Annotated in this window: 13 protein-coding genes; 1 reads left to right on the top strand and 12 read right to left on the bottom strand. The window is 35.9% G+C overall.

Translation table 11 applies throughout. The features are described from left to right. Positions 1–183 precede the first annotated feature (183 nt). Positions 184–348 (bottom strand): hypothetical protein, encoded by a 165-nt coding sequence (locus tag A5821_RS00285; protein WP_170922917.1) that lies wholly within the window; start codon positions 346–348, stop codon positions 184–186. A gap of 136 nt (positions 349–484) precedes the next feature. Continuing rightward, a complete protein-coding gene (locus A5821_RS00280) occupies positions 485–1,705 on the bottom strand; it encodes an AraC family transcriptional regulator (RefSeq protein ID WP_086312281.1) in 1,221 nt (406 codons plus the stop codon). Between the two features lie 127 nt (positions 1,706–1,832). Between A5821_RS00280 and A5821_RS00275 the strand changes: the two genes are divergently transcribed. Continuing rightward, positions 1,833–2,801 (top strand): NAD-dependent epimerase/dehydratase family protein, encoded by a 969-nt coding sequence (locus A5821_RS00275; RefSeq protein ID WP_086312280.1) that lies wholly within the window; start codon positions 1,833–1,835, stop codon positions 2,799–2,801. Between the two features lie 99 nt (positions 2,802–2,900). Here the strand turns inward: A5821_RS00275 and A5821_RS00270 are convergent, their stop codons facing one another. The 10 genes from A5821_RS00270 to pstC form a co-directional block, all read right to left on the bottom strand. Beyond that, positions 2,901–4,202: a pyrimidine-nucleoside phosphorylase gene (locus A5821_RS00270; RefSeq protein WP_086312279.1), complete on the bottom strand. Its 1,302-nt coding sequence runs from the start codon at positions 4,200–4,202 to the stop codon at positions 2,901–2,903. Between the two features lie 35 nt (positions 4,203–4,237). Further along, positions 4,238–4,909, bottom strand: a complete 672-nt coding sequence (gene deoC / locus A5821_RS00265; RefSeq protein WP_086312278.1) for a deoxyribose-phosphate aldolase — start codon at positions 4,907–4,909, stop codon at positions 4,238–4,240. 106 nt (positions 4,910–5,015) lie between these two features. Then, positions 5,016–5,954: a sugar-binding transcriptional regulator gene (locus A5821_RS00260; protein WP_086312277.1), complete on the bottom strand. Its 939-nt coding sequence runs from the start codon at positions 5,952–5,954 to the stop codon at positions 5,016–5,018. 68 nt (positions 5,955–6,022) lie between these two features. Next, positions 6,023–6,784 (bottom strand): tyrosine-protein phosphatase, encoded by a 762-nt coding sequence (locus tag A5821_RS00255; RefSeq protein WP_086312276.1) that lies wholly within the window; start codon positions 6,782–6,784, stop codon positions 6,023–6,025. A 15-nt stretch (positions 6,785–6,799) separates the two neighbouring features. Further along, complete coding sequence (gene uhpT, locus A5821_RS00250) at positions 6,800–8,179, bottom strand: hexose-6-phosphate:phosphate antiporter (RefSeq protein WP_086312275.1); 1,380 nt, start codon at positions 8,177–8,179, stop codon at positions 6,800–6,802. Positions 8,180–8,418: 239 nt separating this feature from the next. Then, a complete protein-coding gene (gene phoU / locus A5821_RS00245; protein ID WP_086312274.1) occupies positions 8,419–9,090 on the bottom strand; it encodes a phosphate signaling complex protein PhoU in 672 nt (223 codons plus the stop codon). An 18-nt stretch (positions 9,091–9,108) separates the two neighbouring features. Beyond that, positions 9,109–9,867 carry a phosphate ABC transporter ATP-binding protein PstB gene (pstB, locus tag A5821_RS00240; RefSeq protein ID WP_010760782.1) on the bottom strand — a complete coding sequence of 253 codons (759 nt, stop codon included), beginning with the start codon at positions 9,865–9,867 and terminating at the stop codon, positions 9,109–9,111. Between the two features lie 10 nt (positions 9,868–9,877). Next, the gene (pstB, locus tag A5821_RS00235) at positions 9,878–10,678 is read right to left on the bottom strand and encodes a phosphate ABC transporter ATP-binding protein PstB (RefSeq protein WP_010771606.1); all 801 of its coding nucleotides are present in this window, start codon (positions 10,676–10,678) and stop codon (positions 9,878–9,880) included. 16 nt (positions 10,679–10,694) lie between these two features. Further along, on the bottom strand, positions 10,695–11,579 hold the full coding sequence (gene pstA / locus A5821_RS00230) for a phosphate ABC transporter permease PstA (RefSeq protein WP_086312273.1): 885 nt from the start codon (positions 11,577–11,579) through the stop codon (positions 10,695–10,697). After that, complete coding sequence (gene pstC / locus A5821_RS00225; protein ID WP_010760779.1) at positions 11,579–12,499, bottom strand: phosphate ABC transporter permease subunit PstC; 921 nt, start codon at positions 12,497–12,499, stop codon at positions 11,579–11,581. The genes pstA and pstC overlap by 1 nt, the downstream gene beginning before the upstream one ends. Position 12,500: the final 1 nt, after the last annotated feature.

Raw genomic sequence — 12,500 nt, 5'->3', positions numbered from 1 at the left:
TAATTATACCTGTTCTTTTAGTGTTTTTCAAATGAAATCGTATTGATTTTCAGAAAAATTTCTGTTTAGTTTGAAAAGACTTAGATGATTCATAATGAAGTAGCTCATATTAATTGCGTTTAAACAGGAAAAGCCCCTGACTATTCAGTATTACTGACCAATCAGGGTAAAATGACTTGATCGTTAAATAGATGAAGTTTTCTTACTGTGGCTTGTGATAGCTTCCAATACAACCGACAATATAAATAAAAGAATAAACAGAGATGCACAAAGGACTCCTCCTCCAAACAAACTGATAGCACCAACTAGTCCAAGAAGACTGATTACCATTGTTTTCAATTTTTCCATAATCACTCACCCCTTTTCAAAAGGAAACTATTAGTTGCTTTGCACCACCATCCTACTCCCACTGCTATGTTCTGTCAATAGAAAGAGGATTGGCCGTTATCTTTTCTCTACTAAATCTCTCTTTCATTTTTTGGTCTCATCCTAGCTTCTTTTTCTTCATCAATAACTCTTTATATTTTCTTGGCGTATTTCCCCAAAAAGCTAAAAAATTTCGGTTAAACGTACGAATAGATTGATAACCGCAAGCTTCCGCTATTTCGCTAATCTTTCTAGAGGAACTGAGCAAAAGAGAACGAGCAAATAACATCCGATTATATTCTACCAAAGCATTAAAGGTCATTGAAAACTCATTTAAAACAATTTGATCAATTTTAGTTGGGCTAGAATAAAAATATTTTGCTGCCGTTTGAAGCGATATTGCTTCACTGTAGTGTTGATGAATGTAATTATAAATCTCAAAAGGTAAACTGTTTTGGAAACGAAAGGAATTTAGCTTCTTATCAGTTGAGCGGATTTTTTTGACTTCTGTAGGTGAATAACCTGTCATCGCCTTAAATTGTTTGTTAAAGCTAGGTACGGATCGATAACCAACAAAATCAGCAATGAATGCTACATCCAGCTCTTCAAATTTTAACATTGCTAAAGCATTGTTGATGCGAACCTCAACCAGATTTTCTACAAATGTTTTCCCTGTTAGTTTTTTTAACCCTCGATTGATCGTTTGAGATGTGCTTTTAAATTTATCTGCTACTTCATTGAGTGACAAGTCTTCTCTATAATGAAAATGAAGATACAATAATATTTTTGAACTCATCTCACGAATTGGTTTTTCACGATTCCAATGGTACCTTGCAGTTCTTTCAAACCAAACGATCACTTGATACAAATCAGCAAGCAATGATAGATCATAGAGTCGCTCTTGTTGTTCATACTCTTTAAGAGCATGGGTAAAAATCGTTCGTAAATAGTAAAAATCTTTTTCCTCACAGTCAAGAGCAGGTGTATCCCAGTACTCAAAAAAATTCATATGTTGATCCACCGAGCGGGTTGTTAGGGAAGATAACATTAGTACATTTAAAGAAAGGTCGAAAGTGATTACTTGGATTTCTTCATAAATTTCAACAAACTGATAAACATGATATGAAAAAAGCCAAAGCACACTGCCTTTTCTTACTAAGTATTCTTGATTATTGATTTGGATCTTTCCTGAACCGCTTTTTATAAAGAAAAATTGAACGGTCATTCTACTCATCTTAGCCGTTTCAGTTTGGTAGGATTCACTTTTTACAATAAAATCGGCTTTATTTAATTCAAAACCATAGTAACTAGTTCCGGTATATGGAAGACTTGTTTGCATTTTTTCACTCCTTCGTTCAATTAGGATAAGATTTATAATTGTGATGTCCAGTATTTTTAGTTCATTACGATTATACTATAATTGTACATGTGATTCATATCACAAATTAATTCAGGAGGTTTTACTCATGAGTAAAAAAGTTTTTGTGTTAGGTGGAACTGGTTTTTTAGGGTATTATACTACGGAAGAATTATTGAAAAAAGGCTATGAGGTAGCAACGATTTCTTTACCACCGATGCCCGCAGAAGATTTATTTTCTAGCGATGTCTCTGTAACTTTAGGAAATATCAATGATATGACAGATGAAACAGTGTTGGAGATGCTTAAGGGTTGTGAAGGTTTTATTTATGCCGCTGGTGCAGACGAACGTGTTGTTCCAAAAAGTCCTGCTTCTAAATTTTTCTATGAAGCGAACGTCTTACCTACTCAACGTTTGGCCTATTTAGCTAAAGAAGCGGGTGTAAAGAATTTTGTTGTCTTTGGTTCTTACTTTTCAGAATTTGCTGAGCGTTTACCTGAAACTAACTTAAAACTAGAAGGTTACCCAATGATGCGCTTACTTCAAGAACAAGTTGCGTTCGCTGAAGGCGACGGTAGTATGACTGTAACTTCTTTACGTCTGCCTTATATTTTTGGTACTATGCCTGGTCGTGAACCGTTATGGAAAATGTTTACAGATCAAATCAAAGGGCAAGCCATTTTCCCTGCACTTAAAGGTGGGACTGCAATGGTAACAGTAGAACAAGTAGCGCAAGCAGCTGTTGGTGCTATGGAAAACGGAACACATCGCAGCACATATGCAATTGGTGATACTAATATGAAATACCAAGAATTTTATCAATTGATGGTAGAAGCTTTAGGACAAGATACAACAGTTCCGGTCGTTTCTTATAATGATGTTAAAGATATTTACGAAGGTATTGATGCTGAAGCAGGCAAAGCTGGTTTGGAACATGGGATTCATTCAACAAAATCAGCGATGATGCAAGAATATGATTTATATTTAGATCCAAATGATACCTTTCCTATTTTAAATATCAAACATGATGATGTCGTTGCTTCCATTAAAGAGACCTTGAAAAAATGTGTTGAATAATTAATTGATTATAAAAAAATAGACTGGAGCATAACTCAAAAAGTTATAGCTCAGTCTATTTTTTTTGTAACAGCGCTTTTTATTTTTTAATCTTTTAGACTACTTGTGAATTTCGCGGTAAATCAATTTGCTTTCTGGAACCTCTAAACCAATGTGGATATTCTCCTTGATCATAGTTGCAACATCAGCAATATCTTCTTGATTGGCAAAAATTGTGACTAAGCTCTCACCTTTTTTCACTGGATCACCAACTTTTTTTCTTAAAACCAAGCCAACTGCCAAATCAATGTCATCTTCTTTTGTTTCTCGTCCAGCTCCCAGTTTCATTGCTGCTACCCCGATATTATCAGCGACAATTTCTGTAACAAATCCATCTGAATCAGAAGTAACCTCGATTTCAAAATTAGCCTGTGGTAATAATGTAGGATCGTCAACCCATTCAGGATTGCCACCTTGATTTTTGATAAATTGTTTGAATTTGACCAAAGCTGAACCATCTTTAATTACACCTTTTAGCAATTCTCTAGCTTCTGTTAAAGAATCGGTCTTGCCTGCAAGTACAACCATTTGACTCCCTAAAGTTAAAACAAGTTCTGTTAAATCTTCTGGTCCATTACCATGCAAAGTATCGATAGCTTCTTGCACTTCTAATGAATTACCGATCGCATTTCCTAACGGCTGTGACATATCAGAGATAATAGCCATCGTATTTCGGCCAACTAAATTACCGATTCTAACCATTGCAGAAGCAAGTTCTGCTGCATCTTCTTCCGTCTTCATGAAGGCACCTGCACCAGTCTTAACATCTAAGACAATCGCATCTGCCCCTGCTGCAATTTTTTTACTCATGATTGAACTTGCAATCAGTGGAATTGAACTAACTGTAGCTGTGACGTCTCTTAACGCGTATAATTTTTTATCAGCAGGTGTTAAATTACCAGATTGACCGATTACTGAAATTTTATCGCGATTGACCATCTCAGTAAATTCATCATCCGTTAATTCCACATGGAAACCATCAAAAGCTTCTAGTTTATCGATCGTACCACCAGTGTGACCTAAGCCACGGCCTGACATTTTTGCAAAAGGAATATCAAGTGCAGCCACAAGCGGGGCTAAAACTAATGTTGTTGTATCACCTACACCACCAGTAGAATGTTTATCCACTTTTATCCCGTCAATATTTGATAAATCGATCACATCACCAGAATGAACCATTGCTAAAGTCAAATTAGCTCGTTCTTCATCAGACATGTCCTGAAAATAAATAGCCATTAAGAATGCACTTGCCTGATAATCTGGAATCGTTCCGTTTGTTAAACCTTCAATAAAAAATTCAATTTCTTCTTTGCTAAGTTCATTGCCATTTCGTTTTTTTTCAATAATATCAACCATTCTCATAATTCGTACCTCACGATCTCAATTGTTTAAAATTTTTAATAGCCACCTGTTGTATCATTGATAGCTTCATCAACAATCGCAACGCTTGAACTTGCACCTACTCTTGAAGCTCCAGCATGAATCATTGATTTAGCATCTTCCGCTGTACGAACACCACCAGAAGCTTTTACTCCAATATCCGGACCAACAGTTTTACGCATCAATGCAACATCTTTGATCGTTGCTCCGCCTGTTGAAAAACCAGTTGATGTTTTAACGAAATCTGCTCCTGCCTGAACTGATAGTTTTGATGCTAACGCAATTTCTCTATCCGTTAATAAACAATTTTCAAGAATCACTTTCACTAATGCCTTGCCTTGGGCTGCCTTCACAACTGCTTCAATATCTTTTAAAACAGTATCTTCATCGCCTGATTTTAATGCACCTACATTAATGACCATGTCTACTTCTGTTGCACCATTTTTGATTGCGTCTTCTGTCTCAAAAACTTTTGTTGCTGTTGTATTTGCCCCTAAAGGAAATCCAATGACTGTACAAATCTCAACTGAAGTACCAGCTAATTCTTTACTTGCTAAAGCAACCCAATAAGGATTCACGCACACTGAAGCAAATTCATATTTTTTAGCCTCTTCGATCAAAGTTAATAATGCTTTCTCATTTGCTTCTGGTTTTAATAATGTGTGGTCGATCATTTTGTTTACGTTCATTGTACTCTCCCTTTCAGAAATTTCGTTCTATTAAATTGAAATTTCGTTCATACTAAGTTTTTATAAAAGAGTAGAAAAACATGTCTACTCCGGTTCCCAAATATAATTAATGATTTAAAAGCTTCAAAGCGGTAAATTTATCAATCAGCAGCACATTGGCATAGCCACCCACTAATGCACCATGGATTGCTTTGATTTTGCGATCTCCGCCAGCGATTAGAATCGACTTTTCCTTGGTTTTTAACTCTTCAAGCTCAATCCCAATCGTACGACTATTGATTTCTTCATCACTGATTTGACCATCTTCATTGAAGAATCTGGAACAGATATCTCCTACTGCATTCGCTTTAAGTGATTTCTCTTCTTGTTCCGTAAAATAGCCTAAGCGAAAATGCAACGATTCGCTTTGAACCGTTCCCACGGTAAATACAGCAATATTGGCCTGCCGTCCCAATTCAATAACCTTACTGATATGACGATCTTCTACAACTAAATCTTTGGCTTCTTTACTGTCTAAAATAACTGGTAAAGGAAACGTTCTTGCTTTTGTATTTAAAATTTCAGCAAATAATGTGATTGTTTCAAATGCGTAATTATTAACATCAAAATAAGCAATGCCGCCTTTTAGTTGAACAACTTCAACGCCCTTTACATCCAGACGACTCATTTTAGAAACGGTCTTATGCATAGTCGTTCCCCAACTAACCCCGATGATATCACCACTCTTGATAGTATCTTCAAGATATTCAGCTGCATAAGAAGTTAAATATTCTGAAATAGAATTGTAGTTTGCATCTGGCGAAAAAGCAACATGGACTTCTGCTAAACCATATTTTTCTTTCAACTTTTTTTCGATTTCAAACAGATCTGAGAAAGGATCAAAAATCGTGATTTGAACATATCCTTTTTCTTTAGCATAATTGAGTAATCGCGATATTGTCGGCCGTGATACATTTAACTTCTCAGCAATTTCTTGCTGACTAAGGGATGATTGATAGTAAAGTCGTGCTACTTCGATACTAAGTTGTTGTTTTTCTTTATCCATACACATTGTCCGTTCCTTATTATTTAAGCTCATTATAGCAAGAACAAACAAGGATGACAAATGGACTTTTAGTCAGTTAAGTAAATACTTTTCAGCTCAGTTAGTTTTTCTTGATCAAAATTTAAACATTCAGCTGCATATTTTTCTGCTGTACCGAAGTTTTTCTCAATTAAATTAAACGCGTGATCCAGATAATCTTCCTTTACATAAAGAGCTGTTGCCAATGACTCCAATTGCTCTTCACTAAATCCTTGCTCTCTAAATTGCTGAACTAATTCATCATTGGCTTGTTTTCTCTCAGTATTTGTAATCAGAAAGTCTTTATAAATTTCCTCTTTTTCCACATCTAGTAATAATAGCAATAACGCTGAAGCGTAGCCTGTGCGATCCTTACCAGCAAAACAATGAAAAATTGTTGAACCTTCTTTATTAGCTAAAATATACTCCATAAACTCCGTAAAACCTTCTTGAGCACCTGGATTCAGGATCAAATCTTCATAAACGCCAAGCATATGTTTATCAACTGCTTCAATCGATTTTAACTTAGCAAAATCAGCTAAACTTGAATTTTTAGCGTTCATCTTTCCTAACAGATCTAAATTGACATACTCCACATCTTCGATTGGAGTATCTGGCGATTCACTGATTTCAAAGCCTCGTCTAAAATCAATGATTCTTGTTAGGTTAAAATTGTCTACAAGCGTTGTTTTTGTTTTTTGATCTAAATCAACTAAATGGCCCGAGCGCAATAATTTCTTCGCCTTAACTATTTTTCCCTCTTTATTTTGAATGCCGCCTAAGTCTCTAAAATTTGTAATTTTTACGTTCATTTGTCTATTCCACCTTTATGCACTTACTTTTTTTCTTCTTCTTTCTTCTGCCAATGCCACGATTCCTAAAAGAACGGCAATGATCACAATAGAAATATAAAAGATAATAAATGTATCATTCCAACCGTGTAGGACGTGTCCAAAGAAATTCACTCCATCTTTTGACGGATCGGAAATCTTAGCCAAAAGAATTTTAGCCATTGAATCTCCAAATAAATAAGCAAAAGCGCCTAGCAATCCGCCCGAAACAACTGTTGCTTTTTTCGGTACAAATCCTAACATGGATAAATTGATCAACAATTGCGGTCCAAATACCATCATGCCTAACATAAATAATGATGCATTGATCACAAATTCAGTTGTACCAAGTTGATATCCAATGATGCCAATCGGTAGTAAAATTGTACTGACTGTGGCAACCAATGCTGGACGTCCTTTTAATAAATCTGAGATATAGCCCCAAGCCAAACATCCGATCAAAGCGCCCATTTCAAAATAGAAAATCGTTTGAGCTGCTGCTTCTTGCGAAAAATTCAAATGTTCCGTTACATATAACGGTGCCCAGTTATCGATACCGATTCGAACAATATAAACAAATACATTCGCAACACATAAAACCCAAATATAAGGATTGGTTAAGAGATACTTTTTGAAAATTTCCCACTTTGTTAGATTTTCAGCATCTACATTGGCTTCTTCCACAGGTTCACCAAAGATTTCTTCACTTGAATTCCAGCCTAAATCTTCTGGTCTATTTTTCCCGATGAAAAATGTTCCTATTGCCACAACAGCTGCCACTATTGCTGGAATAATGAACATCCCTGCAACTTGACCTTTAAAGAACGTTGTCGCACACCAAACAGCAAAAATCCCTGCAAAACCACCACCAATATTATGTGATGCATTCCATAACCCAATATATCTCCCACGATTGCTTCTCGTTGTCCATTGTGTAATAACGGAAGCACAACTTGGTCCACCAACACATTGGAACAATCCGTTCAATGACCATAAAACCACGATCCAGCCCATCGGGACATTATTCATGGTAAAAAGAATCCCCATACATAAAACGGTTATCGAAGACAATAATAACAAAATAGATAAAATTTTCTTCGTATTCTTGCCATCTACGATGTAACCAACAATAAATTTACCAAATCCATAAACGATGGAAAAGACAAAACCAATATAACCAAGATCTGTCGTTGTCAGTCCTAACTGACTTTTTAATAATGGCTGTGCTGCTTTAAAATTATTACGAATCATGTACATGGTGATGTATATAACCACAACAACCAAAAACGGTTTCATAAATTCTTTAAACCATTGTTTTCTTTGTTCGGCCAAAGTCGGCCGGATCCCTTTACCAACAACTGCATTCGTTTCTTCCAAATTCTCTCACCCCAAAATTTTAATTATAATGGTTAGCGCTTTCCAATATAAGTGTATAATACACGACGAAAGAACAAATGTAAACACGTTATTGAAATTATGTTCAAAATTATTTTTACATTAGTTATGAACAATATTGTATACAAAAAAAAGAAAGAGAGAAGCAAAACGAGCTATTCGTTTTGCTTCTCTCTTTACATTTAAATAAATGCTTTTAATCCAGCCTCTATTTTATTATGTTATTCATCGTGATTGCTATTCAATTCTGTGATTTTTCCAGTAGCTAGATAAACGATCCATTCACAGATATTTGTCACATAATCCCCGATCCGCTCTAAATAGGTTGCTACATGCAGATAGTCGGTTCCGCTAATGACTGTTTCAGGATTTGATTGCATTGCTTTGATTGAGTGTCTGTAGATACTATCAAAATACTCGTTCACTCGAGCATCCATTTTAGCGATCATACGAGCGTCTTTTTGATCCGTTTTGACATAAGCGATCAACACGTTATCAACCATTTTTTTAACATAATCAGACATATCTGAAATTTCTTTTTCAATTTCAGGAATTCTAGTTTCTCCTTTTAATCGAATCGTTGACTTAGCGATCGATACAGCGTGATCCGCCATTCTTTCTAAGTCAGAACTAGCTTTCATAACAGTGATGATCATTCTTAGATCGGTTGTTACTGGTTGTTGTAAAGCAATCATTTCAAAACTTTTCTTCTCTAATTTAACTTCCATATCATTAATTTCTACATCATAATCAATGACTTCTTGAGCTATTTTTTTATCGTGGTTGATATACGCTCGTACAGATTTATGCACAACATTACTTACCATCATGCCCATTTCATAAAATTGATTATGAAGATTTAATAGTTCTTCTTCGAATTGGCTGCGCAACATATAGGTTCCTCCTTTTTTTTAACCAAATTTTCCAGAAATGTAGTCTTCTGTTTGTTTTTCTTTTGGATTCAAGAATATCTTCTTCGTATCATTAAATTCTATCAATTCGCCTTGTAAAAAGAAAGCCGTTTTATCAGAAATCCGTGAAGCTTGAGACATATTATGTGTCACCATGATCATTGTATACTTCTCTTTCAATGTTAAAAGCATATTCTCGATCTTACCACTTGAAACTGGATCAAGGGCACTTGTCGGTTCATCCAATAAAATAATTTCAGGATCAACGGCTAACACACGAGCGATACAAACACGTTGTTGTTGACCGCCTGATAAAGATAAGGCACTTTTATGCAGTTTATCTTTCACATCTTCCCAAACAGATGCTGCTTTTAAACTATTTTCCACTGCTTCATCTAACACTTGTTTATCTTTTTCGCCTTTTAAACGTAAACCATAAATCACATTTTCATAGATGGAAAACGGAAAAGGATTCGGTTGTTGAAAAACCATGCCGATTTCTTTACGTAAATCTACGATATCCGTTTTTGGACCATAGATGTCTTTCCCTTTATAGACCACACTTCCAGTGATCGTCACACCTGGGATCAAATCATTCATCCGGTTCAGCGAACGTAGATAAGTCGATTTACCACAACCTGATGGTCCGATCATCGCTGTGATTTCCCCTTGATTGATACTCAAGTCGATCCCTTTCAAGGCTTCTTTTTTACCATAATATAAATGCAAATCTTTTGATGAAATAATTTCTTTTGTCATCTTTCTCCTCCTAACCAAAATGCCCAGAAACGTAATCTTCTGTTGCTTGAATTTTTGGTCGTGTAAAGATTTTTCTTGTTTCATCGTATTCGATCACTTTACCTAGGTAGAAAAAGGCAGTGTAATCACTGATACGGGCAGCTTGCTGCATGTTATGGGTTACGATAATGATCGTATAATCATCTTTTAAATTCACTAATGTCTCTTCAACCTTCCCAGTTGAAATCGGATCTAGGGCACTAGCTGGCTCATCTAAAAGTAGAATATCTGGTTTCATAGCAATCGCTCTAGCAATACATAAACGTTGTTGTTGACCACCAGACAAGGCTAAGGCACTTTTATCTAAATTGTCTTTTACTTGTTCCCAAAGCGCTGCTTGTTTTAAACTTGTTTCAACAATTTCATCTAGTTTTTTCTTATCTTTTTCGCCATGTTGTTTTAATGCGAATGTGATGTTTTCATAGATTGATTTACTAAATGGATTAGGACGTTGAAAAACCATGCCGATGCGTTTACGCATTTCATAGACATCGACTTCTTTTGTATTGACATTAACGCCTTTATACATGATATTACCTGTTACTTTAGTGTTTGCAATCCCATCGTTCATGCGATTTAATGAACGTAGATAGGTTGATTTACCACAACCAGAGGGCCCAATCAACGCTGTGATTTTATTTTTTTCAAATTCTAGATCTACACCTTTGATGGCTTCGTTTTCTCCATACCAGACATGAAGATCATCGGTATGCAAGGCAATTGGTTCTGGTAATTTAATTATATTTGTGTCATTTAAATTATATTCTTTCATTCTGATTCCCCTAACATTAGGCTGATGTCATTCTTTTATATAATCTATTTCCAATAAAGCGTGCGCCGAAATTAAAGAGTAAAACGACTAAAATCAGAACAGCGGAAGCCCCCGCGGAAACAGCTGCACCATCCGGCATCGTGCCTTCTGTATTGATTTTCCAAATATGAACAGCTAATGTTTCAGCTTGACGGAAAATACTGATTGGACTTGATACACTTAGTGGATTCCAATTACTGAAATCTAGTGCTGGAGCACTCTGCCCTGCAGTATAAATTAACGCAGCAGCTTCACCAAAAATTCTTCCTGAACTCAAGATCACACCAGTTAAAATTCCCGGTAACGCTTCTGGAACAACAACTTTCATCACGGTCTCCCAACGAGATAACCCTAACGATAACCCTGCTTCTCGCTGCGTATAGTGAACTGCTTTTAATGATTCTTCAACATTTCTAGTCAATAAAGGTAAGTTGAAAAATGTTAGTGCCAAAGCACCTGAAATGATTGAAAAGCCATAGCCCATTTGTACCACAAAGATCAAGAATCCAAACAAACCAACAACTACAGATGGAAGTGAGCTTAGAATTTCAATCGAAGTACGAATCACATCTGTTAACCAATTTTTCTTTGCATATTCAGATAAATAAATACCTGCACCTAATGAAATTGGAAAACTGATCAGCATCGTGATCAATAATAAATAAAGTGAGTTGAATAATTGAATACCGATACCGCCGCCGGCTTGGTAGGCTTTAGATGGTTTCGTTAAAAAGTCCCAAGAAATATGAGGAATACCACGAATCAGAATATACAGCAGCAATGCTGCCAAAATTAAAACAATCACACCTGATATCGCATATAAAACACCCGTTGCAAATTTATCTGCTTTTTTTGCGTTCATTATTTCAAGGCTCCTTTCCTACCAATGATCCGAATAATAATATTAAACAATAATGACATCAAGAGTAAGATCAAAGCAAGGGACCAAAGTACGTTGTTTTCCACTGTTCCCATGATCGTATTTCCAATCCCCATCGTCAAAATACTTGTTAAAGTTGAAGCTGGAGTCGTTAAACTAGATGGCATGATCGCCGCATTACCAATGACCATTTGAATTGCCAATGCTTCACCAAAAGCTCGGGCCATTCCAAAAACAACAGCAGTTAAAATCCCAGGAACAGCTGCTCTTAAAACAACTTTATAAATCGTTTGCCAACGAGTTGCCCCTAAAGCTAATGATGCTTCACGATAATGACGAGGTACTGACTTTAACGCATCAACAGTCATTGTCGTAACGGTCGGTAAAATCATAACGAACAAGACAAATGTTCCAGCTAAAATCCCAAAACCTGTGCCGCCAAAAATTGAACGAATAAATGGCACGATCACAGATAAACCGATAAAACCATATACAACTGAAGGAATCCCAACTAATAGTTCAATAACCGGCTGTAAAATTTTTGAGCCTTTTTTAGGTGAAATTTCTGTCATGAAAACAGCTGCACCAATTGCAAATGGTGTCGCAATGATCGCAGATAGAAACGTGACAATAAAAGAACCTGCAATCATTGGCAAGGCTCCTACCATTGGTTTACCATCTGTTCCTGTTTCACTCGGATTCCAGTTTGTACCAAATAAAAAATCGGAAACTTTGATTTTATTTGTAAAAAAGGTCGCTAAACCTTTACTTGCTACAAAATAAAAGATCGATAAAACAACCAAAACAATCAAAGCGATACAAAGAAAACTAATAAATTTCCCTCGCTGTTCCATTCTTGCGCGCTTTGATTTTGTTAACAATTTCTTCTGCACATCTTCCAAG

This window comes from Enterococcus sp. 7F3_DIV0205, from assembly GCF_002141365.2.
GTDB lineage: Bacteria > Bacillota > Bacilli > Lactobacillales > Enterococcaceae > Enterococcus_L > Enterococcus_L palustris.
The sequence above is the reverse complement of the archived record's forward strand: the minus strand, read 5'-3'. Positions and strand labels throughout refer to the sequence as shown.

Excerpts from the sequence above, each read along its gene's own strand:
- A5821_RS00285 (WP_170922917.1), bottom strand. The coding sequence starts at position 348 with ATGGAAAAATTGAAAACAATGGTAATCAGTCTTCTTGGACTAGTTGGT.
- phoU (WP_086312274.1), bottom strand. The coding sequence starts at position 9,090 with ATGTTGCGCAGCCAATTCGAAGAAGAACTATTAAATCTTCATAATCAA.
- pstB (WP_010771606.1), bottom strand. The coding sequence starts at position 10,678 with ATGAAAGAATATAATTTAAATGACACAAATATAATTAAATTACCAGAA.
- A5821_RS00270 (WP_086312279.1), bottom strand. The coding sequence starts at position 4,202 with ATGAGAATGGTTGATATTATTGAAAAAAAACGAAATGGCAATGAACTT.
- A5821_RS00280 (WP_086312281.1), bottom strand. The coding sequence starts at position 1,705 with ATGCAAACAAGTCTTCCATATACCGGAACTAGTTACTATGGTTTTGAA.
- pstA (WP_086312273.1), bottom strand. The coding sequence starts at position 11,579 with ATGAACGCAAAAAAAGCAGATAAATTTGCAACGGGTGTTTTATATGCG.
- pstB (WP_010760782.1), bottom strand. The coding sequence starts at position 9,867 with ATGACAAAAGAAATTATTTCATCAAAAGATTTGCATTTATATTATGGT.
- A5821_RS00255 (WP_086312276.1), bottom strand. The coding sequence starts at position 6,784 with ATGAACGTAAAAATTACAAATTTTAGAGACTTAGGCGGCATTCAAAAT.
- deoC (WP_086312278.1), bottom strand. The coding sequence starts at position 4,909 with ATGAACGTAAACAAAATGATCGACCACACATTATTAAAACCAGAAGCA.
- A5821_RS00260 (WP_086312277.1), bottom strand. The coding sequence starts at position 5,954 with ATGGATAAAGAAAAACAACAACTTAGTATCGAAGTAGCACGACTTTAC.
- A5821_RS00275 (WP_086312280.1), top strand. The coding sequence starts at position 1,833 with ATGAGTAAAAAAGTTTTTGTGTTAGGTGGAACTGGTTTTTTAGGGTAT.